Source organism: Salinibacterium sp. NYA9b, assembly GCF_976973725.1.
Genome location: NZ_OZ333476.1, coordinates 1,739,559 through 1,763,343 on the forward strand (window position 1 = coordinate 1,739,559; position 23,785 = coordinate 1,763,343).

General features: G+C 60.9%; 22 protein-coding genes and 1 tRNA gene. 4 read left to right on the forward strand and 19 right to left on the reverse strand.

Going from position 1 to position 23,785, the window contains the following annotated elements:
* Positions 1-13: 13 nt before the first annotated feature.
* Together ACWFSR_RS08290 and ACWFSR_RS08295 are read right to left on the reverse strand one after the other, a co-directional pair.
* Positions 14-1,258 (reverse strand): glycosyltransferase, encoded by a 1,245-nt coding sequence (locus tag ACWFSR_RS08290; protein ID WP_307783860.1) that lies wholly within the window; start codon positions 1,256-1,258, stop codon positions 14-16.
* A 130-nt stretch (positions 1,259-1,388) separates the two neighbouring features.
* On the reverse strand, positions 1,389-2,330 hold the full coding sequence (locus ACWFSR_RS08295) for a DMT family transporter (protein WP_197105798.1): 942 nt from the start codon (positions 2,328-2,330) through the stop codon (positions 1,389-1,391).
* 40 nt (positions 2,331-2,370) lie between these two features.
* Between ACWFSR_RS08295 and def the strand changes: the two genes are divergently transcribed.
* A complete protein-coding gene (gene def, locus ACWFSR_RS08300; RefSeq protein WP_197105799.1) occupies positions 2,371-2,934 on the forward strand; it encodes a peptide deformylase in 564 nt (187 codons plus the stop codon).
* A 4-nt stretch (positions 2,935-2,938) separates the two neighbouring features.
* On the opposite strand, the gene ACWFSR_RS08305 is transcribed toward def, so the two are convergent.
* The 12 genes from ACWFSR_RS08305 to dusB form a co-directional block, all read right to left on the reverse strand.
* Positions 2,939-3,604 carry a response regulator transcription factor gene (locus tag ACWFSR_RS08305; protein ID WP_197105800.1) on the reverse strand — a complete coding sequence of 222 codons (666 nt, stop codon included), beginning with the start codon at positions 3,602-3,604 and terminating at the stop codon, positions 2,939-2,941.
* Positions 3,601-4,842, reverse strand: a complete 1,242-nt coding sequence (locus ACWFSR_RS08310; RefSeq protein ID WP_197105801.1) for a sensor histidine kinase — start codon at positions 4,840-4,842, stop codon at positions 3,601-3,603. The genes ACWFSR_RS08305 and ACWFSR_RS08310 overlap by 4 nt, the downstream gene beginning before the upstream one ends.
* Before the next feature lie 144 nt (positions 4,843-4,986).
* Positions 4,987-5,059 (reverse strand) — tRNA-Asn (locus ACWFSR_RS08315).
* A 51-nt stretch (positions 5,060-5,110) separates the two neighbouring features.
* Positions 5,111-6,148 carry a lactonase family protein gene (locus ACWFSR_RS08320; RefSeq protein WP_447522159.1) on the reverse strand — a complete coding sequence of 346 codons (1,038 nt, stop codon included), beginning with the start codon at positions 6,146-6,148 and terminating at the stop codon, positions 5,111-5,113.
* A complete protein-coding gene (locus tag ACWFSR_RS08325; protein ID WP_307783859.1) occupies positions 6,135-6,956 on the reverse strand; it encodes an ABC transporter ATP-binding protein in 822 nt (273 codons plus the stop codon). The genes ACWFSR_RS08320 and ACWFSR_RS08325 overlap by 14 nt, the downstream gene beginning before the upstream one ends.
* A gap of 1 nt (position 6,957) precedes the next feature.
* Positions 6,958-8,637, reverse strand: a complete 1,680-nt coding sequence (locus ACWFSR_RS08330; RefSeq protein WP_447522160.1) for an ABC transporter ATP-binding protein — start codon at positions 8,635-8,637, stop codon at positions 6,958-6,960.
* Complete coding sequence (locus ACWFSR_RS08335; RefSeq protein WP_447522161.1) at positions 8,634-9,662, reverse strand: ABC transporter permease; 1,029 nt, start codon at positions 9,660-9,662, stop codon at positions 8,634-8,636. The genes ACWFSR_RS08330 and ACWFSR_RS08335 overlap by 4 nt, the downstream gene beginning before the upstream one ends.
* Positions 9,663-9,664: 2 nt before the next feature.
* Positions 9,665-10,759 carry an ABC transporter permease gene (locus ACWFSR_RS08340; RefSeq protein WP_197109850.1) on the reverse strand — a complete coding sequence of 365 codons (1,095 nt, stop codon included), beginning with the start codon at positions 10,757-10,759 and terminating at the stop codon, positions 9,665-9,667.
* 108 nt (positions 10,760-10,867) lie between these two features.
* A complete protein-coding gene (locus ACWFSR_RS08345; protein WP_447522162.1) occupies positions 10,868-12,490 on the reverse strand; it encodes an ABC transporter substrate-binding protein in 1,623 nt (540 codons plus the stop codon).
* Between the two features lie 160 nt (positions 12,491-12,650).
* Complete coding sequence (dnaG, locus tag ACWFSR_RS08350; protein WP_197105807.1) at positions 12,651-14,558, reverse strand: DNA primase; 1,908 nt, start codon at positions 14,556-14,558, stop codon at positions 12,651-12,653.
* 32 nt (positions 14,559-14,590) lie between these two features.
* Positions 14,591-15,835, reverse strand: coding sequence for a deoxyguanosinetriphosphate triphosphohydrolase (locus tag ACWFSR_RS08355; protein WP_197105808.1), 1,245 nt, complete (start codon positions 15,833-15,835; stop codon positions 14,591-14,593).
* Positions 15,825-17,033: a tRNA dihydrouridine synthase DusB gene (gene dusB, locus ACWFSR_RS08360; RefSeq protein WP_231600587.1), complete on the reverse strand. Its 1,209-nt coding sequence runs from the start codon at positions 17,031-17,033 to the stop codon at positions 15,825-15,827. The genes ACWFSR_RS08355 and dusB overlap by 11 nt, the downstream gene beginning before the upstream one ends.
* A gap of 15 nt (positions 17,034-17,048) precedes the next feature.
* On the opposite strand from dusB, the gene ACWFSR_RS08365 reads away from it, so the two are divergent.
* Complete coding sequence (locus ACWFSR_RS08365; protein ID WP_197105810.1) at positions 17,049-17,528, forward strand: aminoacyl-tRNA deacylase; 480 nt, start codon at positions 17,049-17,051, stop codon at positions 17,526-17,528.
* On the forward strand, positions 17,528-17,968 hold the full coding sequence (locus ACWFSR_RS08370) for a hypothetical protein (RefSeq protein WP_197105811.1): 441 nt from the start codon (positions 17,528-17,530) through the stop codon (positions 17,966-17,968). Before ACWFSR_RS08365 ends, ACWFSR_RS08370 begins: the two co-directional genes overlap by 1 nt.
* A gap of 22 nt (positions 17,969-17,990) precedes the next feature.
* Here ACWFSR_RS08370 and ACWFSR_RS08375 read toward each other — a convergent pair whose 3' ends face one another.
* The 5 genes from ACWFSR_RS08375 to ACWFSR_RS08395 all read right to left on the reverse strand — a co-directional run bounded on the left by ACWFSR_RS08375 (position 17,991) and on the right by ACWFSR_RS08395 (position 22,727).
* Positions 17,991-18,143, reverse strand: coding sequence for a hypothetical protein (locus ACWFSR_RS08375; protein WP_197105812.1), 153 nt, complete (start codon positions 18,141-18,143; stop codon positions 17,991-17,993).
* A gap of 3 nt (positions 18,144-18,146) precedes the next feature.
* Positions 18,147-18,794 (reverse strand): DsbA family oxidoreductase, encoded by a 648-nt coding sequence (locus tag ACWFSR_RS08380; RefSeq protein WP_197105813.1) that lies wholly within the window; start codon positions 18,792-18,794, stop codon positions 18,147-18,149.
* 158 nt (positions 18,795-18,952) lie between these two features.
* A complete protein-coding gene (locus ACWFSR_RS08385; protein ID WP_447522163.1) occupies positions 18,953-19,489 on the reverse strand; it encodes a hypothetical protein in 537 nt (178 codons plus the stop codon).
* A 750-nt stretch (positions 19,490-20,239) separates the two neighbouring features.
* Entirely contained in the window at positions 20,240-21,625 is a 1,386-nt protein-coding gene (locus ACWFSR_RS08390) for a glycine--tRNA ligase (protein WP_197105815.1), read from the reverse strand.
* A gap of 55 nt (positions 21,626-21,680) precedes the next feature.
* The gene (locus ACWFSR_RS08395; protein ID WP_447522164.1) at positions 21,681-22,727 is read right to left on the reverse strand and encodes an aminotransferase class V-fold PLP-dependent enzyme; all 1,047 of its coding nucleotides are present in this window, start codon (positions 22,725-22,727) and stop codon (positions 21,681-21,683) included.
* An 81-nt stretch (positions 22,728-22,808) separates the two neighbouring features.
* Between ACWFSR_RS08395 and ACWFSR_RS08400 the strand changes: the two genes are divergently transcribed.
* A complete protein-coding gene (locus tag ACWFSR_RS08400; RefSeq protein ID WP_197105817.1) occupies positions 22,809-23,759 on the forward strand; it encodes a LysR family transcriptional regulator in 951 nt (316 codons plus the stop codon).
* The last annotated feature ends 26 nt before the right edge of the window (positions 23,760-23,785 follow it).

A 23,785-nucleotide genomic window follows, 5' to 3' on the forward strand; every position in this document is an offset into this window, starting at 1 on the left:
AGAGCGTCTCCGGCTAGGAGGCGCTCTCGTTTTTTCTGCCCGATGACACAGCGGCAGAGACCTCTTCGCCGCGATACATGCTCTCGAACGTATCCAAGGTGCGCTGGATGTCGTGGGCGGCCACAATCGCCAAGCTTTCTTTCTTAAACTTCAGAACCTCATCCGCGGGCATCGACAGCACACGGGTGAGCTTTGCGGCCAGGTCCTCAACGTTGCCGGGCTCGAACAGGAACCCGTTCTCACCATCGTGAACCAGGTGAGGCAGAGCCATGGCATCGGCAGCAACGACGGGCAGCCCAGAAGCCATCGCTTCCATTGTTGAGATGCTTTGCAACTCAGCAATAGATGGCATCGCGAACACTGAACCACGCTGAAGCGCATCACGCAGTTGATCTTGCTCGACAAATCCGGTGAGGGTGACACGATCTGCGACACCCAACGAGGTTGCGAGGGCGCGAAGTTTTCCCTCGAGCTCTCCCCCGCCCACGATCTCGAGCTTCGCGTCGAGCGCAGGGTCAAGAATCGCGAGAGCGCGAATGAGTTTATCGATCTGCTTCTCGTCGGAGAGGCGCCCCAGGAACACAATGAGGTTCTCTGGCTTGGGCTCAAGATTTCCGTTGTAACCATCGGCATTGATGCCACACGACACCGCAACGACGTTGCGCACGCTCGTGTTTGCTTCGAGATATTCGGCGGCGCGCCGGGTCGGAGTGGTTACCCACGCGGCACGCAAGAAGGAACGCCCGGCAGCCGCCCACCCCGCCTGAATAGCTTTTCGGCGCAAAAACTTGGGGATGATGTAGGCATGATCGAGCAAATTCTCGGGCATGAAGTGATTAGTGCCGACGAGACGAATTCCTCGCTTCTCGCCCTCGATCGTCATGCCGCGACCGACGATAATGTGCGACTGAAAGTGAATGACATCGGGCTTCACCTGATCAAGGATGCGTGCCGAATTTTGCCTGACCCGCCACGGCATCATGAACCGAAGCCACGGGTGGCCGAGCCAGCGCCACGAATAGAGGCGGTGCAGGGTCATTTTCTGGCCCTCATGCTCCTCGACCATCGTGCCCAACTTTTTGTTGGAGTACGAGGGAGCCACAATGTGAACGTCATGACCACGCTCAGCGAGACCAGCCGCCAATCGAGCAATGAAGGTTGCCGCGCCGTTAATTTGCGGCCAGAAGGTGTCGGCGCCGATCAGAATGCGAAGTCGCGGTTTGCCCTCATGGGGCGAGCGTTTCACAGCGGAAGTCACAGTCGAAGAGTTCCTTAACAGTTGTGCGTCACGAGCCATCTTGTTTACGACCCGGTCAGGTCAACGGCACCTAATAACGTACCTCACGGCGCCTGCACCCACGGGTCGCTGAGCCGAGCTGCTCGAAATGCTACGACTTCAGTTGCGGGTGGTGCTTAGAGAGTGAGAAGACGCCGAAAATGGCCACGGCACCCGTAATCACAAACGCGATCACTGCCCACATCGGCGCATCCGCCGCTTCGCCCAACACGATGATGCCGACGGTTACGGCCACAAGGGGGTCGACGACAGTGAGCCCCGCAACAACGAGATCGGGCGGCCCCGATGCATACGCCGTCTGCACAAAATACGAACCAAGAAGGGATGCCGCGATCAGTCCGACGATGCACAGGATGGTGAGAAAGTCCGTGCTCTCGAACCCCGACCCCGAAATGACGATGGTCTTGATCCGGTCGATGACAACCTTCGCAAGCGTCGCGACGAAACCAAACAGCATGCCGGCGCCCAGAATGTAAAACACCGGTGACGCGTTCTTACGGAAAACCAGGAACAGCACGATCCAGAGTGCCAAGACGATCGCCAACACGATGAGCACAATTGAGAGCTCACGCTGCGTAATAACGGTGGACTTCGCGAACATCGCCGCGATTCCGACGAAAACGCCAACGCCGACAACGCACATCACGATCGCTCGAATGGAAATGGCATCCAAACGCACCTTGGTAATGCGGGAATTCATGATCGCTGTCATGACGAGCGCTACGGCGCCGAGCGGTTGCACCACCATGAGCGGGGAAAGCGACAGGCTCGAGAGCTGAAAAACGATGGCGAGCCCGAGGAACGCCGTTCCGATTACCCACGACGGACGGGCAAGCAGTGCCTTGATCTGGGAAAAGTTGAGGCCAGTGCTGGCTTCGCTACCGTGGTGCTGTTCCATGCGGGCAACGCCACGATGTTGGAACTGTGCTCCCAGCGACAACAGGATCGCGCCGATGAGGGCTAGCGGGATGCCCACCGCTTGCAGCGGCGTCAGGCTTATCTGATCGCTGAGGTCAAGGATGTCCGGCGGCACCCGTCAAATGTACTCGGTTCACACGGGATATTCTGGGTACATGGCCGTTCTTCCCATCATTATCACCGGCGATCCGGTGCTCCACACTCCAGCGAACCCGGTAACGGCCTTCGATAGCGAGCTCACCACTCTCGTCAACGACATGATCGAGACGATGGAAGAAGCGCCCGGCGTCGGCTTGGCCGCCCCGCAGGTGGGCGTGGGCCTTCGCATCTTTGTCTACGACTGGACAGATGATGACGACGTGCACTGGCACGGTGTCGCCATCAACCCCGAACTCTGGCAAAGCCCCACTCCCGTGCTCGACGCTGACGAAGCCGACGAAGAGGGCTGCCTCTCGATCCCCGGCGAACGCTATCCGCTTGCGCGTGCCGACCGCGTCATTCTGCGCGCCTTCGACCTGCAGCAGCAGCCGTTCGAAATCGAAGCGTCGGGCTGGCTCGCCCGCATTTTTCAGCATGAATACGATCACCTCGACGGCGTGCTCTATGCCGACCGTCTGCAGGCACCGGATGCCAAGGCCGCCGCGAAAGCGATCCGCAAGCAAGGCTGGGGTCAGCCTGGCCTCTCGTGGCTCCCCACCGAGGAACAGCTCGACGCGTAACTCGTCACACCGCGCGCCCCAGCGATACCAGCCCGGTCTCATAGGCGATGACGACAAGTTGTACGCGGTCGCGCGCCATGAGCTTAGACATAATGCGGGAGACATGAGTTTTGGCCGTCAGCGGGCTCAGAAAGAGTTTGACGCCAATCTCGGCATTCGTGAGCCCCTGCCCGACCAGGGCAAGAACTTCGCGTTCGCGCTCGGTGATCGCCGACAGGATGCTGGCATCAACCGCCACTTGTGAGCCGCGGGCAAAGCGTTCGAGCAGTCGTTTTGTCACGCCAGGGCTCAGCAGGGCGTCGCCGGAAGCGACCACACGTACCGCCCGAATCAGCTCGACCGGCTCAGTGTCTTTCACGAGAAAGCCGCTCGCTCCGGCGCGAATAGCCCGCGCGACATACTCATCGACCTCGAACGTTGTGACGACAACGATGCGCGTCTCAGCGAGGTCGGGAATGGTCGCAATTTGCTCGGTTGCCCAGAGGCCGTCACCATCGGGCATCCGGATGTCCATCAGCACGACATCGGGACGTTCTCGCCGCACAACCTCGATAACGTCGGTTCCGGTGGCAGCCTCGCCCACGACCTCGATGTCATCTTCGGCGCTGAGCAGGCTTCGAAAGCCCGCGCGAATCAGTTGCTGATCATCCGCAACAACAACACGGATCATGCGGATGCCGAACGACGCGGAATGCGGGCGGTCACCACGGTGCCGCGCGGCTTGGCTTCGGCCACGCGGAGCGTGCCACCGAGAAGTTCGGCCCGTTCGCGCATACCCAACAACCCTCGCCCCGCTGTGTGTCCGTCGGTATCGATACCGACACCGTTGTCGGCAATAGTAGCGACATAGTCGTCTCCGTCGATCACTAACGTGACCGTCGCCGCCGTCGCCGCTGCGTGGCGGACCACGTTCGTCAGCGACTCCTGCGCAATGCGAAACAGCGCGAGTTGCACCGCCGCTGGGGTCTGCTCCGGGATGTCGTTCGAGAGGATGACCGTGAGTCCCTGAGTGCGAACCGAGGCGGCGAGGCTCTCGAGCCGTGAAAGATCAGGTTCAGGCACAGGCGGAACCGCATCGGTGTCGAACTCGCCGGCTGCGGCATCCTCGTTACGGAGCATGCCGAGCAACGAGCGCACCTCGTCAAGCGCATCCTTGCTCGAACTCTTGATGCTCGCCAGCGCCGCCTCAGCCTGTTCGGGTTGCTTGTGCATGAGATGCAGCCCCACGCCCGCCTGCACATTGATTTGGCTGAGCGAATGGGCCAGAACGTCGTGCAGTTCGCGAGCGATACGCACTCGTTCTTCCCGCAGTTCTTGCTCCCGGCGATCTGTGAACGCCTTCTGAAACTGCACGAAGTTCTCGAGACGACGACGATTGGCTTCAGCGAAGCCCAGCACGAGCAAAAGTCCGACCGTTGTCGCAACGACGCGCGGCGGTTCGAGCGCAACACCTGCAAGCAGCGCGGCGAGCAACGTGCCCTCCCACGCCACAATCATCGACACCCACGTCCACGTGCGTGCCCCATGCGAGATCGCGATAACAACCGCAAAGGCAAGAGCCAAGTAGGGCGGAGTGGTCCACGAGTAGCCCAGAAGGAAGTCGGCGGCTCCTGCCACCGAGAGAATCGCGACAATCGGCCCCGGATAGCGCCGCACCCAGATAAGCAGCACGGGCCCGAGAACGGAGAGCGTGACCGTAGCAATACCCACGAGCAACGATGGTTCGACCCACAACACGCTGGCGATCGTGGGCGGCACCTGAATCACAAAAGAAATAGCCACTGGCAACCAGAGCCGCAGTCGTTGCGACCGCCGCGAACGGGGTTGCCCGAAACCGGTGCCCTTCATGAGCGACTCCACCATTGCATTCGCCGAACGCGGGGAGCGTGGTGAGGCAGAAGGGAGCATGCTTCGATGCTAGTTGCCACGCCCGGCGAGAACATCGCCTGCCGGGTGCAGGTCTCGGTACTCCCCGCGGAGTACCTGCGCTCACAATGCACTAGGGCCGGAACGCACAAAGTCCCGGCCACCTTAGTGGCCGGGACTCATAAGCTCCTCGACTTGGACTCGAACCAAGAACCTACGCATTAACAGTGCGTTGCTCTGCCAATTGAGCTATCGAGGATCGCTGTGCAACTCAATTACTTTAGCAAATGATTTCGCAGTTCAAAAACCATCAGACGATTCTGGCGAGGTATGTTGGCGAAAGTACCCGGGTTGGCGGGGCAATCAGCTGCGGAATACCGTTCGGATCGATTCTAAAACTAGCCACTTCGTGCGAATACTGGTTGCAGACGTGAAGAATGTCGTCGCTCATAATGATGTGTCGCGGCCAGTTCCCCTCGCACGACACAGAAGTGAGCGGTGCAACGCTGCGACCATCGTCAGCAATCGTCATCACCGCAATCTGGTTACTATGGCGCACGCCGGCATAGGCGAAACGGCGGTCGGCAGAGATCGCGATGGCGGAGGCTTGGTCGCCTTCCACAGCACCGGGCAGCGCGATAGAACACAGTTGCTTCAGCGCACGGTCCTTCCACTCGACAACGAGCAAGCCGCATCCGTGTTCCCCCAGCACATAGAACAGATTGCCGGGGCGCGCGACGATATCGCGCGGCCCAAACCCTGCCGGCGTAGCGACTTCGGCGATCTGTTCTATCGCGAAATCGGTGTAGCTGAAAATGCGGATGAGGTCGGCGCCCAAATCGAGAGTGAACAGCGTGCTGTCGTCGACAAAAACGGAGGAGTGAGCGTGCGGCCCCTCCTGTTGCGGTCGTCGACCGAGGCCAACAGTCTCGACGACCTGACGCATGTCGAGCGCCGTGGACTCAGTGCCGGTTTCGATCACTCCGAGCGTGCCGGTGCCATAGTTTGCGGCAATGATCGTGGAGCCACGGACCGTGATGTGGCAGGGGTACTGGCCGCCGCTGGCGGTGAACGCCGGAGTGCTGAGTGTCTCGCCATCGCGGTCGAATGCTGCGATCTGGCCTGATCCTTCGAGCGTCGAATACACGCGGTCACCATCGACCACGATGAAGGATGCCGAGGGAACGTCCGCAACGCGGTGCGCGAGCTCGAGCGATCCATCCGGCCTACTGCGCAGGACAGAGATGCCTTCGGACTCGCACTCCATGTCAGCACCCCAGCCGCCGACCAACCAGGTCGAGGCAGGCACGGGAGTGATGTCGGGCGTTGTTTCTCTAGTGTTGGTCACGTTCGAGCTCCACAAGTGAGTTGGCGAGCCCCTTCACGTAGGGATGCCACGGGTCGGAAAGGACTTCTGATAACTCTCCGGTGCCGACAAGGATGCCGCGATGCATGATGGCAACATTCGTCGCCACCCGGCGAACCGCGGCCAGGTCAGCGGTGACCAGCAGTGCCGAAAATTCGCGCTGCGCTTGCAGATCAACGATGAGGTCAAGGATGGCTGCGCGCACGTTGACGTCGATACCAGCGGTGGGGTCGTCGGCCACGAGAAGTTGCGGTTCCAAGATCATGGCGCGGGCGATCGCAACACGTTGACGCTGTCCCTTGCTCAATTCGTACGGGTAGCGGTTCATGACCGAGAGCGGCAAACGCACCGTGTCGATGAGGGTCGCCACAGCCTCGGCAGCTTCTCTTTGATTGAAACGACGATCGCGCACGAAAATTGGTTCGGCGATGTTCTCCCCAACCGTGAGACGACTGTTGAGGTGATTGCCGGCATCCTGAGGCAGGTAGCCCACGCGCAAGCTCAAGTGATCGCGCTTGCGCCGACTCACCGAGCGCAGTTCGGTGCCGAGCACAGTGAGCTCTCCCCCGCTGAACAGTGGCGAGCCGTAGGCGCCGGTCTCAGCGTGTAGGGCAATCGCTTTGGCGAGAGTGCTCTTGCCCGAGCCGCTCTCGCCCACGACGGTCAATACTTCGCCAGCGGCAATCTCAAAACTCAGCCCATTGACGGCAACCGAACGCGTTTCAGGGTTCCGTGACGGGTAACGCAGCGACAAGTCGCGGGCGCTCACGGTGGGCTGAGTAGAAGTCACCTCAATAATCTACGGCAGTCAGCGCCCTCAGTGCTTCGCGGCGCTCGGTCTGCTCGCGAGGATCCGGCACGGGCAGCGACGCCAACAGTCGTTGAGTGTACGGATGCTGCGGATTGCCGAGCACCTCAGACCCCACGCCTTCCTCGACAAGCTGCCCCTTATAGAGCACCGCAATGCGATCGGAGAGCATGTCGACAACCGCAAGATCGTGACTAATGAACAGGGCGGCGAATCCGAGATCTCGTTGAAGATCAGCGAACAACTCAAGCACTTTCGCTTGCACCGACACGTCAAGCGCACTCGTCGGTTCGTCGGCGATCAGCAGCCGAGGCCGCAGCGCGAGTGAACGCGCGAGGCTGGCGCGCTGGCGCTGTCCACCGCTCAGCTCATGCGGGAAACGGTCGCCGAAAGCGCGCGGCAACTGAACAGCCTCGAGAAGCTCGTCAACACGCCCGCGCGCATCATTCGGGTCTTCGGCCTTACCGTGCACGATCAGCGGCTCAGCAACGCACTGAGCGATCGTGAGCAGCGGGTTGAAGCTGGAGGCAGGGTCTTGGAAGACAAACCCGATGTCGCTGCGCAGCGGCCGGAACTGACGTTCCTTGAAGCCCAGCATCTCGTGGCCCAGAACAGACAACGAACCACCGGTGATCTTGTTGAGCCCACCAATGGCACGACCGATCGTGGTCTTGCCCGAACCGCTCTCGCCGACTAGTCCAAGCACCTCACCGGGCGAGATCGTGAAGCTCACGCGATCAACGGCACGGAAAGGTGCGCGACCGAAACGGCCAGGGAACTCGATCTCGAGGTTGTCAGCGATAACGACAGGCTCGACATCCTTTTCACCGCCAGCAGCCGCACGATCAGACACGCGTGCCGCGGCGCGCGAAGCACCAGAACCGATACGTGGAACGGCGGCAAGCAACTTCTGCGTGTAGGGGTGCTTGGCAGAATCGAACAGCTGCTGGGCTGGGGCTTCCTCAACGAGCTTGCCCTCATACATCACGGCAACCCGATCGGAGAGATCGGCCACGATGCCCATGTTGTGAGTGATCAGGATGATCGCGGCGCCAAACTCGTCACGGCACCGGCGCAGCAGATCGAGGATTTCTGCCTGAACTGTGACATCCAGAGCGGTTGTTGGCTCGTCGGCCACGATTAGCTCGGGCTCAAGCACGAGCGCCATTGCGATGACGACACGTTGCTTCTGCCCACCCGAAAACTGGTGCGGGTAGTAATCGACCCGCGACTCCGGCTCCGGAATGCCCACCTTGCGCAGGATCTCGATCGCTTTCGTGCGCGCCTCGCGCTTGCTCACATTGCCGTGGGCGCGAAGCCCCTCCGCGATCTGCCAGCCGACCGTAAACACCGGGTTGAGTGCTGTGGATGGCTCTTGGAAGACCATCGCCACGTCTACGCCACGAAGCTCACGCAAGCGCTTGCCGGACATACCAATAACTTCTTTGCCATTGAGCACAATGGCACCGCGTGACACCGCCGTCTCGGGCAACAGCCCGAGAACAGACTTGGCCGTCACACTCTTGCCACTGCCACTCTCGCCGACGATCGCCAGAACCTCGCCCGGGGCGAGACTCAGCGACACATCATCGACCGCTTTGACGTCTCCGCCATCGGTCGCGAACGTTACTTCGAGATTCCTGATCTCAACAATGTTGCTCATGAGCGAGCCTCCAGCGGGTCAATAGAATTCGCATCGCCATCAAGGTCGACCGTCGAGAGAGCGGCGGTTTCGAGAACCGGCGCCGACTGGTCGGCACGACGACGCGTGCGCAAGCGGGGGTCAGCGAGGTCATTGAGCGACTCCCCCACCAGAGTGATTCCGAGAACCACGAGAACTATCGCAAGCCCGGGGAACAGTGATGTCCACCAGATGCCGCTCGTGACATCCGAAATCGACTTGTTGAGGTCGTAACCCCACTCAGCCGCAGCGGATGGCTCAATACCGAAGCCGAGGAAGCCAAGACCCGCGAGAGTCAGGATGGCCTCAGAGCTGTTGAGCGTGAAGATCAAGGGCAGGGTGCGCGTCGCGTTGCGGAACACGTGGCGGAACATGATCCGCGGAGTGCTCGAGCCGATGACCTTCGCTGATTCAACGTAGGCCTCCGACTTGATTCGCACCGTTTCAGCACGGATGACGCGGAAATACTGCGGGATATAGACCACAGTGATCGATACCGCCGCCGCAAACACACCACCCCAGAAACTCGACTGGCCACCGCTAATCGCAATGGCCGCAACGATCGCGAGCAGGAGGGTCGGGAACGCATACACCGCGTCGGAGATAACCACGAGAACGCGGTCGATCCAGCTGCCGAGGTAACCCGAGACCAGACCGAGAAGTACTCCGGCGAAGATCGACAGTGCAACGGCTACGACGATCACGAGCAGCGCGGTACGCGAACCCCAAATCACTCGCGAGAGCACATCGTAGCCACCGACGGTGGTACCCAAAATGTGCTGGCCACCCGGAGGAACCTGTGCGCCAAAGGAACCTTCGTCGTCGCGCAACTGCGAGAAACCGTAGGGAGCAAGCAGCGGAGCAAAGAGCGCCGTCAGCAAGAAGATGCCCGTCAAGATGAGCCCGGCAACAAGCATGCCGCGCTGGAGCCCTACCGACTGTCGGACCTGATGAACAATAGGCAGTTTGCGCCACACAGCCACAAAACGTGAGGGTGTCGTTGTCATGATTAGTACCTCACCCTCGGGTCGATAATCGCCGCAATGATGTCGACGATGAAGTTGGTCAGTGCCACAATCACAGCGAGCAACACCACGATGCCCTGCACGGCTACAAAGTCACGAGCACCCAAATACTCGACGAGCTTGAAGCCAAGGCCCTTCCACTCGAAGGTGGTTTCAGTCAGCACCGCGCCTCCCAACAGGAGGGCGATCTGCAAGCCGATGACCGTGATGATCGGAATAAGCGCGGGCTTGTAGGCGTGCTTGCGCACGAGACGGTATTCGCTCACGCCACGAGAGCGCGCAGCATCCACGTAATCCATCGACAGCGAACCGATCACGTTGGTGCGCACGAGCCGCAAGAAGATGCCGGCCGTGAGGAGACCGAGCGCAAGACCAGGCAGCACGGCGTGCGAGAGCACATCACCGATTGCTGCCGGGCTACCGAGCCGGAACGCGTCAATCAGGTAGATGCCCGACTTGTTGTCGAGCGACGTCAGTTGCAACTCTGTGCGAGTGGATGCTCGGCCTGCCACCGGCAGCACCTTCAGCCACACCGCAAACACGAGCTTGAGAAGCAGCCCCGCAAAGAAGACCGGAGTCGCGTAGGCGAGGATCGCGGCAACACGCAGCACGGCATCCGGCCACTTGTCTCGGAAGTATGCCGCGACCATACCGAGGGGAATGCCGACGACCAGTGCCACCAGAACCGCGTAGAACGCGAGCTCGAGCGTTGCACTGCCGTAGGTCACGAGCAACTCGGAGACGGGACGACCATCGGTGATGGCGGTGCCGAAGTTGCCGGTAAAGACCTGCCCGAGGTACTCGAAATATTGCACCACGAGCGGGCGGTCGTAGCCTGCGGCACTAATACGTTCAGCGAGCTGAGCTGCCGTCAGACGGTCACCTAGGGCAGCCGTGATGGGATCACCGATTGAGCGCATCAACAAGAACACCATCGTCACGAGGATGAACACGGTCGGGAAAATCAGAAGAAAACGGACTATAAGAAAACGAGCGAGAGGATTTGTGATCCCCCGAAAACGCCGGGTGGGCGGTTCTGACTGTGCCGGATTGATCACGGCGGGAGCGGACTGCGACATACCTACCTATCGTGCAGAGAACGAAGACGAGGAGGTGACCCACATTGTGTGTGGGCCACCCCCTTGAGTCATTTCGCTAGGCCAAGGCCTAACTAGAGCGAATTGCTCCTACTTGGCCAAGCTGCCGTAGCGGAACTTGAACGAACCGTCGAGCGTAGCTCCGGTAACGTCCTTGCCCGTAACGGCGATCTGTGCTCCCTGAAGGAACGGCACGGTCGACAGCTGAGCTGCAACCTTCGCCTGAATGTCCTCGATCATTCCCTCACGCGTGGCGGGGTCGAGTTCGGTTGCCTGAGCAACGATCAGATCGTTGACTTCGGCATCCGCGTAGTGGTTTCCGAGGAAGTTGCCATCACCAAAGAACGGGGTGAGGTAGTTGTCAGCGTCGGAGTAGTCCGGGAACCAACCCAGCTGGTAAGCCGGGTAAGCATCGGCCGTACGCTCACTCGCGTACGTGACCCACTCGGTCGACTGCAGGTTGACTTCGAAGACTCCGTCAGCCTCAAGCTGGCTCTTAACCAACGCGTACTCGTCACCCGAAGACTCACCGTAGTGGTCAGGGTTGTACTGGAGGTTGAGCTTCACTGGAGTGTCAACACCAGCATCAGCAAGACGCTTCTGAGCTGCTTCAACGCTCGGTCCACCGTCGCCGTCACCGTAGAGGTCCTTGAGAACCTCGGTGGCGCCGGTCAGTCCGTCCGGAACGTAGGAGTACAACGGCAGGTAGGTGCCCTTGTAAACCTGGTCAGAGATTTCCTGGCGGTCGATGAGGTCAGCAACAGCACCACGAACAGCGAGCGACTTCGCGGCGTCAGCCTCGGGAGTCTTCGCGCCGTACGGCTGCGTGTCGAAGTTGAAGACGATATAGCGGATTTCGCCACCGGGGCCAACGATGACGTTGACATTGTCGTTGCCCTCGAGGTCAGCGACGTCGGTTGCAGACAGGCTGCGGTGTGCGACGTCAATGTTGCCCTCTTGAACATCGAGCTTCAGGTTCGAAGCATCGGTGTAGTACTTCAGCGTGATGCTGTCGGTCGCTGCAGCGCCAAGAACACCCTGGTAGTCAGGGTTGGCCGTGAACGACACGATGTTGTTGAAGTCGTAGCTTTCGATGACGTACTGGCCAGCGAACGCCATACCATCAACGATTTCCTCGTCGGGGGTGACTGCGTCAGCCGAGAAAACTTCCTCGTCAACAATCGGGGCGGCCGGGCTCGACAGGATCTGCGCGAACGTCTGGTCGTTTCCGTTCTTCAAGTGGAAGATAACGGTGGTGTCATCGACGGCTTCAACGCTGTCGATGTTGCCCAAGAGCACGGAAGGACCGTTCTCGTCGTTGATCGCAACCTGACGGTCAAAGCTGAACTTTACGTCTGACGACGTGAGGTCGTTGCCGTTGGCAAACGTGAGGCCCGACTTGAGCACTACGGTGTACTCGTCGTCGCTCGTGTACTCCGCGGACTCTGCAATGTCAGGTTCAACATCGGAGGTGCCCAGCGGCGAGTTGAGCAAGAACGGGAACACCTGATTCATCAGGGCGAAAGAACCGTTGTCGTACGAACCGGCCGGGTCGAGGAACGTGACTTTGTCAGTCGTGCCCACGATAAGCGACTCGGAACCGCCACCGCTGGAGTCTCCTCCAGCTTGGCAACCGGTCAAAGCAAGCGCGAACGCTGCTGAGCCGGCAATGACAGCAAGGACTCGCTTGCTGCTCTTGGATGCGGATGTCATATCCGTCTACCTCTTCCTGTTGCGTGCAGAACATGCGACGGCGCGTTTGTAGGCACCGCGCATCGTAGTTCCTCAGTAGTAACACACGAGGAACCTTCGAGACTAGATCGTTTACCCGCGAAAGGGGGATATTTACACGAACGCAACCAAAGAGCAGCAGCTAGGACTCTTCGCGCAGCGCACGACGCTCCGCTTCGATCCGCATGAGGTCGCGCTGAGTCTGCACATAGCGCTCCGGATCGCTCTCGCGATCCATGCGCTGGAGTACCCCCAGAAGTTCACGCTTTTGCCTCAAGAAATCACGCTCAATCAGGTCGGTCGTCACCTGAACGCAATACACCGGGATTCGTTCCTCACGCTCCGGAATCGGCGCCACACTCAGCTGCTTCACGAACGTGGAGAACGACGACGGCACCTCATCGGCGATCGCCGACGCCCACCCTGGATCGAGCGCTCGGTCGGCGAGAGAGGCGATTGCATCGCGAACCACAGCAAGCGATGGCTCAGCGATGGAGATCTGGGTCAGTTTGCCAATCAGCTCGGCACCCACAACATCCGGATGCTGCAGCACCGCCATGAGAGCGTCTCGCTCAAGGCGAGTAATGGCATCGACGCGCAAGTTCATGATGGACGGCCCCGGTTGCGCAGGGGCCTCCCCAAAGCCCTCAGGCGGCGCCTGTGACGACGATGCGGACTGTGACTGCTGCGGTGCCTTCGAGGGCCCAGACGGGGCAACGTGACGCTTCGCTTCGGTGACAGCAGCCTGAACCTCAGTGGGCTCCATGCCAAGCCAGCCCGCAACACTGCGCACATAGCCAATACCGAGCGCCGAGTCACGAATACCGGCAACCACCGGAGCCGCAGCGCGCAAGGCAGCAACACGACCCTCAACTGTTTCGAGATCGTGCACCGCCAGCTCACGACGAATCTTGAACTCGAACATGGGCTTGCGCGTGGTGACGAGACGACGCACCGCGCCGTCACCCTTCTTGAGTCGCAAATCGCACGGGTCGAGACCGTCGGATGCCACCGCAACGAAGGTCTGCGCTGCAAAGCGGTGCTCCTCGGCAAACGCACGGTTTGCGGCCTTTTGGCCCGCCTCATCCGGGTCGAAGGTGAAGATCACTTCGCCTGTGGCGGTGGTATCTGCGTTGTCATAGTCGCCGATCATGCGACGAACAATCTTGATGTGGTCGACGCCAAACGCGGTTCCACAGGTAGCGACAGCGGTCGTGACGCCGGCAAGGTGGCAGGCCATGACATCCGTATAGCCCTCGACAACGACGATCTGCTTGCCGCGCGAAATATCTTTCTTGGCCAGATCGAGCCCGTAGAGCACTTGGCTCTTGTGATAAACCGGCGTCTCGGGAGTGTTCAGGTACTTAGGGCCTTTGTCGTCGTCCAGTAGACGGCGGGCACCGAAGCCCAGCGTCTGACCCGTGACATCGCGGATCGGCCACACGAGTCGGCCGCGGAAACGATCGTAATAGTCGCCTCGCTCCCCCTTGCCGATGAGGCCGGCCACGACCAGCTCTTCCGACGAAAAGCCAAGGGTGTTGAGGTGCTTCATGAGCACGCCACCGCGCGGCGCAAAACCAATGCCAAAACGCTCAGCAGCAGACTGATCGAAACCGCGCTCACCAAGAAAACTGCGGCCGGGAGCTGCTTCTGGGGTTGCAAGCTGCGCAACAAAGAAATCGGATGCCGCCTGGTTGGCGGCCAAAATGCGAGCGCGATTGCCGTGATCGGTCGCCGCGCCGCCGTCCTCATAGTGAAGTTCATAGCCGAGACGCCCAGCCAAGCGCTCGACGGCCTCGGAGAAGGACACGTGATCCATGCGCTGCAGGAAGGTGTAGACGTCGCCGCCTTCACCGCATCCGAAGCAGTGATAAAAACCGACCTGGGGTCGCACATGGAAGCTGGGGCTGCGTTCTTCGTGGAAGGGGCAGAGGCCCTTCATCGAGCCAGAACCAGCACTCTTGAGCGTGACGTAGTCGCCCACAATGTCGGCGAGGTTCGTGCGCGAACGCACCTCGTCGATATCACTTCGTTTGATCAGGCCAGCCACAACCGCAATTCTAGGCTCACCGGGATGTGACTCTAGCCAACCAGACGTGTATGCCACGCAATCGCGGACTGATCAGTGAGGCTAGCCACCTGATCTACTACTGCCCGCTTGCGTTGGTGATCGTTCTCAGCGGAATTCCAATCGGCGGTGAATCCGGAATCGAGGTTCACCGGAGCCGTCCACAGCAGAACATCGGCCAGCTCAGTGAGCACATCCCGCTGCTGCTGATAGATCGGACGACGCGCATTCGTCGACATCACAAATGCGGCGACGATGCCCTTGAGCACCGCAATCTCTGCCTGAATTTCAGCCGGGATCACGAGGCTGCCGCCGAAGCGAGCGAGCGCATCAGTGGGGTGAGCTTCGCGTGTGGCCTGAACGGCGGCACCGGCGAAGCGGCCAATGAGTTGACTCGTGAGGTTCTTGAGGCGACCGTGGGCGGCACGGGAGCCATCCCACTGATCGAGCCACGGGTCGAGAAGATCGAGACGGTCGAAGGCAGCAATGAGTTCGTCATGCGTGAACTCGCCGCCGATCCACTCAAACATCGACTTCACAAGGTCGTCGTGGTTGACGCGGGCGCCGAGCGCGGTGACATCAATAAAGTCACCGACGATGGCGTCTTCGAAATCGTGCACCGAGTAGGCGATGTCGTCAGAAAGATCCATCACTTGCGCTTCGATGCAACGCTGGCGGTCGGGAGCACCAGCGCGAAGCCACTCGAACGCGGCAGTGTCATCGTCGAAAAAACCATACTTGCTGCGACCACTCGGGTCAGGAATGCCCTGAGCGCTCGGCCACGGGTACTTCGTGCTCGCGTCCAAGCTGGCGCGCGTGAGATTGAGGCCGTAGCTCTTGCCATCTGGGCCAAACACCTTGGGCTCGATGCGTGTCAGCAGACGAAGCGTCTGAGCATTGCCCTCGAAACCGCCGATGTCAGTTGCCCACTCATTGAGCGCGCGCTCGCCATTGTGACCAAAGGGCGGATGCCCGAGGTCGTGCGAGAGGCAGGCGGTGTCAACGACATCCGGGTCGAGGCCCAGACTGTCAGCGAGCTCGCGGCCCACCTGAGCGACCTCGAGCGAATGAGTGAGGCGATTGCGGGCAAAATCGGTGCCCATCGTGGGGCTCAAGACTTGAGTCTTGGCGGCTAGGCGGCGCAGCGCACTCGAGTGAAGCACCCGCGCACGGTCGCGCGCAAAATCGCTCCGACGACTCGAGTGCTGCTCGGGAAACCAACGCTCGGCGTCAGTCTCGGTGTAGCCCTTAGCCGCCACTGGTGCTCAATTCTGCTTGGTTGAGTTCGCTTCGGTGAGTCTCGTGCAGTTCACGGCTATCGAGCCAGCCCTGCGGAAGCGATGGCTTCTTGGGAGTGCCCGCGCGACCGCGTTGGCCCTCAGCGTCGGCACCTGGGTACTGCTGGCTCCAGTCGAGCTGAGCCAACAGTTCGTCGAGCTGAGCGAGGTCGTGCACCGTCGCCATTGCTGCGCGCAACTCTCCGCCGACCGCATAGCCCTTGAAATACCAGGCAACATGCTTGCGGATGTCGCGGCACGCACGATCTTCATCGCCGAAGAATTCCACCAGCAGTTCGGCATGACGCTTAAACGCAATGGCAACTTCGCCGAGTGTTGGCTCTGCCTTGAGGGACTCTCCCCGGAAGGCGGCAGCGAGGTCGCCGAACAGCCACGGACGACCGAGGCAACCGCGACCGACAACGACTCCGTCGCATCCGGTCTCGTCGACCATGCGGAGAGCGTCGGCAGCACTCCAAATGTCGCCGTTACCGAGAATCGGGGTGTCAGTGATCGTGTTCTTGAGCTTTTCGATCGCCGACCAATCTGCGTGCCCCGAGTAGAACTCCGCAGCAGTGCGGGCGTGCAACGCGATGCTGGCCACGCCGGCACCGGCGCCAACGCGAGCAGCCTCAAGGTAAGTCAAATGATCTGAATCGATGCCCTTGCGCATCTTGATCGTCAGCGGAACGTCGCCGGCAGCCTTCACCGCGCCCTCGACGATGTCGCGGAACAAATCGATCTTCCACGGAAGCGCCGCTCCCCCACCCTTGCGAGTGACCTTAGGAACGGGGCATCCGAAGTTCAAGTCAATGTGGTCGGCACGATCTTCGGCAACCAACATCGTGACCGCTTCTCTCACCGTCTTCGGGTCAACACCATAAAGCTGGATGCTGCGCGTCGTCTCCGACTCATGGTGCGTAATCAGGCGCATGCTCTCGGGCGTGCGCTCCACCAGCGCACGGCTCGTGATCATTTCGCTGACATACAGACCAGCGCCATACTCGCGGCAGAGACGGCGAAAAGCTGTGTTGGTGATGCCTGCCATGGGCGCCAAAACGACAGGAACATCAAGGTCGAGGTTCCCGATTGAGAGCTGTGGCGCGACACGCGGGTCGGCAGGGGCAAGAATAGTCACGTAGCAATTGTCCCACGGCGCGCCTGAACCAGCGCCGCACATACCGGGAGGCCCCGAATGACGGCAGGAACTGACCGCGTCCGCGACGACGCCGAGCGCCGCGGCATCCCGATCGAGATCGTCGAACGCGCACCAGCGACCTCCCTCGAACACGCCGCCGAACTGCTCGGCATCACCCCGGCCGAGATCGTGAAATCGCTCGTCGTCAAACGCAGCGACGGCAGCTACCTCTTTGCCCTCGTTCCCGGTGACCGCCAGATTTCGTGGCCCAAGCTGCGCGCCGTCGTCGGTGTCAATAAATTGCGGATGCCCGAGGCCGCCCTTGCGCTCGAGGCCACCGGATTTGCGCGCGGCACCATCACCCCGCTCGGCAGCAGCACCGCCTGGCCCGTGTTTGCCGACGAACGCATCGCGGGCAAGCGAGTATCAATGGGCTCAGGAGACCACGACTACACCGCATGGGTTCACACGGATGACCTGATCACTGGCCTCGAGGCCACGGTCGCCGACATTACGAGCGAAACAGGAACTGACTAATGGCCATCGACGAGCATCCGAACGTCTTCCGCTTCGAAACCCGCCTCTGGGTGAGCGCGGCGCCGCGCGAGGAAGCGCTCGAACAACTGCGCGCCCAACGCGCCTGGGACAAAGAAAACGCGAAACTTCAGCGCTGGTGGGTTGCCCTCAGCATCGGAGCAATCATTGGAGTTGGAGGAATCTTGGCGGTAGGAACCGCGTCGAACCTCGACCCGACCCTCTACCTGCTCCTCTTGCCGCTCGGCTTCGGTGGCGGTGCCATTCTTGGCGCTCTCATCAACAAACGCTTCAACGCACCCGAAGCGCACCACGCTTCCCTGCCGGCGCGCCCGACCACTGTGCCGCTTACGCTCATTCCGTCACGAGTAGCTAAAGCCGCACCGGAACATGCCAGCGTTGCCGAAATCGTCGAATGGTCTAACCGCGGTTTCGTCGGCTAGATAGCGCACTGCCCTCGTTTGGCTAGACCAGACCTTCGTCGATCTGGCGGTTGACGAACGCTTGCGAGCGGTGATCGTCACCGACGACGCAGGCGTCGCCTTCACACGCTACTGCGTTCGGGTCGCCGAGCTGCTGAAGGGTGAAGGTCGGGATTGGCTTCGTTGCGGCATCCATGGGTTAGACGTCTCTTTCGGTAAGTACTTGTGTGAGTACGTTAGCGAACGTTTCACTTTCTTGCGCGCCCGAAACCCCATACTTGCCATCAATCACGAAGAATGGCACCCCCTGGATGCCGTATTGCATGGCCTGTTCCATGTCAGCCTTCACCGCGGGGAGGTACTCGCTCGACTCAAGAACGCGCACCACTTCGTCGCGGTCGAAACCAATGGATGCCGCAATATCAGCGAGGTCTTCGATGCGGCCGACGTGCTCAGTCTTGATGAAATAGGCATCAAGAAGACGCTCTTTCATCTCAAGCTGGCGACCGTGAGCCTTCGCAAAGTGCAGAAGTTCGTGCGCCTTCACCGTGTTCGTCTGGTGGATGTGTTCGTAGTCATAGTCAAGCCCAACGCTCGATGCGATGTCGGTGACGCGCGTGAGCATCTCTTCGACCTGCGGCATCGGGAGCCCCTTGCGCTCGCTCAAGAACTGGATGGGGGTGCCCTCATACTCGACCGGGGTATCGGGAGCGAGTTCAAACGAGTGGTACACGATCTCGACGGGGATGCCCGACGTTTCTACGGCGGCTTCAAAGCGTCGCTTTCCGATGTAGCACCAGGGGCACTGAACATCAGACCAGATATCGACTTGTACGGGTTCGGTCACGGTTGCTGCTGCATTATTCACCTCAAGGTCAACGCGTTGCGCCCCAAGATATTCCCTCGACCGCAGGTTCACTCTTGCTTTTCCCGCTGCTGGGTCATTGGCTTCGCGCTTTCTCCGCGTGTGCTGTCGGAAACTCAGGAGATTCCGGATCGTCGCCGCTAGGTCTCGCGGAATCTGGTGCGTCTGACCGCGCAAGCCGTCAGATCTCCTGAATTTCCGACGTCAGCACGCGCATGAGAGGCGAGTACCGTCTCCAGCGCCGTCAGAAACAGCTCCCATTGCGTGAAAACCATTCTGGCGCTGACACTCATCGCGTGAAATCCCGCGATAGTGATCTCGATCGCCTTCAGATGATCCTCTTCGAAGGTGTGCGCATGAAACTGCTTGCCATTGATCTCAAGCCCGACGACACCGTTCACCACCAGATCAATCCGCTTGGGCCCCAGAGGAACTTGAATCTCGACGCGATGGCCCCGAAGCTGCAGCCGAACGCGCGCAAGACTCTCCGGCAAGCTCTCAGAACGCCCATCCACCCAGGACCGTATCCCGCGCTTGTACCGCGGCAGCATGAGAATCAACTGCTCACAATCGAACTCATCAATCCGCCCGGTATGCAGCGCCCAGTCCACCGCAGCAACCGCCGTCTCGAGGCTCTCGTCGACCACCACACGTCTGAGCGCCTCGAGAATACTCACGTGCCACGTCGTTCCCCGCTCGTGGACCGAGCGCGGATCCCAGTGCAACTGCACCCCGTTTCTTCGGCCCAGTGGGCGCCGCCGATTCCACTGGCTGCGCAATCGCGAGGCGTTCTGGGGCACTGACACCTGCAGCGGATGCTCCCTCACAACCCAGCCACCCCAGTCTGCAATCGCGGAGATACCGGTGAGGCGACCCCCCACTCGCGCGGCTCGAACGCGTAACGCTGTCTCCGCGCCCGTTGTGTACCAACCGTGCCCTGACGACCTCGCCCCGCTTCACTGCGCGGGTGAGATCACGGTCACGGGCTCCGCGCACGACCAGCTGACGTTTCTGCGCAAGCCCACCAAGTTCATCAACTAGTTCGTGTACATCCACCATGACGACAGCATCACCGCGGTTATCGCCGCATGGCATGAGAGGCGGCCATCGGTTGACTATTGGGGTGCGCGGGGCATGTTGATGACACGTCCCAGTTGGAAATTCAGGAGATCCGTCGGCGCCTCCGACAGGAGGCCCGGGATACCGCGGGCCTGACGCCGACAGAATCGCGCGCGAACTCGAATCTCCTGAGTTTCTGACAGGAGCCCGCGGGATGAGAGCGGTTCGTCCGGCAGCACGTCGAGCTGCAGCGGAGACCACCACAGCGAGGGACCGCGCACACAGAAAAGCGGACCCGGAACTTGTCCGGGTCCGCTTGGTGCAGTGCGGGCTCTCGGCGACGGACGCCGAGAGCCCAACCGCTGGGTCTAGCAGCCGATAAGCTCCTGCGCGAGGTAGCCGCGCAGCTCTTCGATCGGCATACGCTTCTGTTCCATTGTGTCGCGCTCACGGATCGTGACCGCGTTGTCGTCGAGCGAATCGAAGTCGATCGTGACGCAGAACGGGGTTCCGATTTCGTCTTGACGACGGTAGCGACGACCGATCGCACCGGCGTCGTCGAAGTCGACGTTCCAGTACTTGCGCAGGTCAGCGGCAACGCCACGCGCCATCGGCGAGAGACGTTCGTTGCGCGACAGCGGCAGAACGGCAACCTTTACTGGCGAGAGGCGACGGTCGAGGCGCAGAACGGTGCGCTTGTCTACACCACCCTTCGCGTTGGGCGCTTCATCTTCGGCATAGGCGTCAATGAGGAAGGCCATGAGGGCGCGGGTGAGACCGAATGCGGGCTCGATCACGTACGGCGTCCAACGCTCGTCCTTGGCCTGGTCGAAGTACGACAGGTCGGAACCGGATGCTTCGGAGTGTGTGCGCAGGTCGAAGTCGGTGCGGTTAGCGATGCCCATGAGCTCGCCCCACTCGCTACCGGCGAAGCGGAAACGGTACTCAACATCCACTGTTCGCTTGGAGTAGTGCGAGAGCTTCTCTTGAGCGTGCTCGTAGAAACGCAGGTTGTCGGGGTTGATGCCGAGGTCGGTGTACCACTTCATGGATTCGTCGATCCAGGTTTGGTGCCATTCTTCGTCGGTGCCGGGCTCGACGAAGAATTCCATCTCCATCTGTTCGAACTCACGCGTACGGAAAATGAAGTTTCCGGGCGTGATCTCGTTACGGAATGACTTTCCGACCTGGCCGATTCCGAAGGGCGGCTTCATGCGAGCAGCGCCCATGACGTTGGCGAAGTTGGTGAAGATACCCTGGGCGGTTTCGGGGCGCAGGTAGTGCATGCCCTCTTCATTGTCGACGGGGCCAAGGTAGGTCTTGAGGAGTCCCGAGAAGTTCTGCGGTTCGGTCCACGATCCGGGCTGACCGGTGTCAGGGTCGCGGATGTCGGCAAGCCCGTTGACGGGAGGGTGACCGTGCTTCTCTTCGTAGGCTTCAAGAAGGTGGTCGGCGCGGTAACGCTTGTGGGTGTGCAGCGATTCGACGAGCGGGTCAGAGAAGACCTCGACGTGACCGGATGCTTCCCACACCTTGCGAGGCAGGATGACGGCCGAGTCGAGCCCGACAACGTCTTCGCGACCTTGAACGAAGGTCTGCCACCACTGCTTTTTGATGTTCTCTTTGAGGGCGGTTCCCAGCGGGCCATAGTCCCAGGCTGAGCGTGAACCGCCGTAGATCTCTCCCGATTGGAAGACAAAACCTCGGCGCTTGGCGAGGTTGATAACGGCGTCGAGGGGGTTAGGCGTAGCCACAGAAACTCCAATAGTCTGCCGAGCTGGATGCACGGTCGGCGGACATCCAGTTTAGCTAGACACGCAGCGCAGCGATAACCGCCGCGACGTCTTCTTCGGTATTCCAGAGGTGGAATGCAGCGCGAAGACGGCCAGCGCGACCGGAGGCGGTGATGCCAGCGGCCGTCAGTTTGGCGAGGTCGGCACCCGATTCATCCGGCCACGTGACGATGGCCTGATTCTGGCGTTCGATTCCGAGCTCGTCGCACAGCAGGTTGGCGAGCCCGGTGCAGTGCTCCCAGACTTCGGCGATGTCGAGGTCGGCAAACATGGCGATCGGATGCTCGGCCCCCACCCAGGCCTGCCACGCTGGCGAGACGTCGAACCGGCGAGCGTCCTTCGCAAGGTTCATCTCGGTGCCGTACACACTCGACCACACGTCTTCCCCCGCGTACCAGCCGGCTTGCACTGGCGTGATGTGCTCGGCGAAATCCTCGGAGATTGTGAGGAACGCGACGCCGCGAGGCGAACACAACCACTTGTAGGCGTGGCACACGGTCGCATCGAATTGGCTGGCATCCACGGGGTAAACGCCGGCGGCCTGCGTGATGTCGCAGAGAGTGCGAGCTCCATGGCGGTCGGCGGCGGCGGTGATCGCCGCGACATCGGCGACCTTGCCGTTGCAGGATTGGATGAGTGAGAACGCGACGAGTGCGGTGCTGTCGGTGATGGCATCCGCCAGTTCGGCCAGGGGCACGGCGCGCACCTGAAGGTCGCGGTGTTGCAGGAACGGGAACACGATTGACGTGAAGTCGGATTCGACGACCAGCACTTCGGAACCTGCCGGCAGCGAGCAGGCGATGAGGGATGCCATGACTGAGGTTTGCGAACCAATCGCAACGCGACTGGTGTCGATGCCGACGAGGCGCGCGTAGTGACCACGAGTGCGTTCAACAATGTCGCCGTAGTTCATGGGGTTGCAGGTTGCGGTGGCCCACTGCCCGAGCTTCTCCTTCATCTCGGTGACGGCGGCACAGGTTGGGAGCCCCATAGTGGCAGCGGAAAGGTACCCGCGGGTGTTCGCGAAGCTGTCGATGGCGCTGGCCAGAGCTGGGGAGGTCATGCCACCATGTTCCCGCGCCCGGATATATGCCACAAGAGCATGATTGGGATACCAACGATCACGTTTAGTTATGCTTGGTCGATGGACACCACGCCAGACCTTCTCTCGCTGCGCATCGTTCGTGCGATTTCTGAACACGGCACGATCAGCGAAGCGGCCCGCGTTCTCGGCTACAGCCAGCCCGCCCTCAGCCAACACCTCACTCGCGCCCAGTCGCGACTCGGGCTCGCGCTTGTAGTGCGCTCGGGCCGCGGGGTGCGCCTCACCGAAGCCGGCCGCGCCCTCGCCAGTCACGCCGTCACGGTACTCAATGCGGTGGATGCGGCGAGCGCCGAACTCGCAGAGTTAGCCGGTCTCTCGAGCGGAACGGTGCGCATCGCAGCGTTCCCGACGGCGTCGTCGACGCTCGTGCCGCGGTTGATTCGTCAGTTGCGGCAGCAGCATCCGAATTTGACGGTGAATTATGTCGAGGCTGAGCCTCCGCAGGCGCTGCAGCTGTTGCGGGACGGTTCAGCGGATCTCGCAATCACATTCTCCTACCCGGAGGACCGTGCCGACCCGCACTTGTCGCGTGATGGCGGCCACACGACGGTGCCACTGTTCACGGAGCCGGTGGTGCTGGTGCTCCCTGACACTCACCCCCTAGCGAATGCCGACAGCGTGAGCCTGGCCGATCTTGCGAACGACGCGTGGATTGCGGGCTGTGCCCTCTGTCGCGGTCATTTGCTTGCCCTGTGCAATATCGAGGGTTTCGCCCCAGAGATTGGGTTGGAGACGGATAACGCTCTCGCGGTACTGAGCTTTGTCTCCCGCGGGCTGGGGGTGGCGCTTCTCCCCCAGCTAGCGCTGTCGTCACTGACGCTGCCGGAGGGCGTGAGCATCCATGCCCCGCAGCCCTCGAGTGAGCGCACCATTCAGTACGTCATTCAGCCGGGGGCAACGCGGATCCCGAGCGTGGCGACGACTATTGCAACGTTGACCGCGTTGGGTGGAGATGTCTGGGGCCTGAAGGACTACCCGGCGCAGGGGTAACTACGAAACTGGTGCGTGCGGTACTG

What these genes read in the sequence shown, in the direction of transcription:
- def (WP_197105799.1), top strand. Translation starts at nt 2,371, where the DNA reads ATGGCCGTTCTTCCCATCATTATCACCGGCGATCCGGTGCTCCACACT.
- ACWFSR_RS08305 (WP_197105800.1), bottom strand. Translation starts at nt 3,604, where the DNA reads ATGATCCGTGTTGTTGTTGCGGATGATCAGCAACTGATTCGCGCGGGC.
- ACWFSR_RS08310 (WP_197105801.1), bottom strand. Translation starts at nt 4,842, where the DNA reads ATGCTCCCTTCTGCCTCACCACGCTCCCCGCGTTCGGCGAATGCAATG.
- ACWFSR_RS08330 (WP_447522160.1), bottom strand. Translation starts at nt 8,637, where the DNA reads ATGAGCAACATTGTTGAGATCAGGAATCTCGAAGTAACGTTCGCGACC.
- ACWFSR_RS08335 (WP_447522161.1), bottom strand. Translation starts at nt 9,662, where the DNA reads ATGACAACGACACCCTCACGTTTTGTGGCTGTGTGGCGCAAACTGCCT.
- ACWFSR_RS08340 (WP_197109850.1), bottom strand. Translation starts at nt 10,759, where the DNA reads ATGTCGCAGTCCGCTCCCGCCGTGATCAATCCGGCACAGTCAGAACCG.
- ACWFSR_RS08345 (WP_447522162.1), bottom strand. Translation starts at nt 12,490, where the DNA reads ATGACATCCGCATCCAAGAGCAGCAAGCGAGTCCTTGCTGTCATTGCC.
- dusB (WP_231600587.1), bottom strand. Translation starts at nt 17,033, where the DNA reads ATGTGCGGCGCTGGTTCAGGCGCGCCGTGGGACAATTGCTACGTGACT.
- ACWFSR_RS08365 (WP_197105810.1), top strand. Translation starts at nt 17,049, where the DNA reads ATGACGGCAGGAACTGACCGCGTCCGCGACGACGCCGAGCGCCGCGGC.
- ACWFSR_RS08370 (WP_197105811.1), top strand. Translation starts at nt 17,528, where the DNA reads ATGGCCATCGACGAGCATCCGAACGTCTTCCGCTTCGAAACCCGCCTC.
- ACWFSR_RS08375 (WP_197105812.1), bottom strand. Translation starts at nt 18,143, where the DNA reads ATGGATGCCGCAACGAAGCCAATCCCGACCTTCACCCTTCAGCAGCTC.
- ACWFSR_RS08395 (WP_447522164.1), bottom strand. Translation starts at nt 22,727, where the DNA reads ATGACCTCCCCAGCTCTGGCCAGCGCCATCGACAGCTTCGCGAACACC.
- ACWFSR_RS08400 (WP_197105817.1), top strand. Translation starts at nt 22,809, where the DNA reads ATGGACACCACGCCAGACCTTCTCTCGCTGCGCATCGTTCGTGCGATT.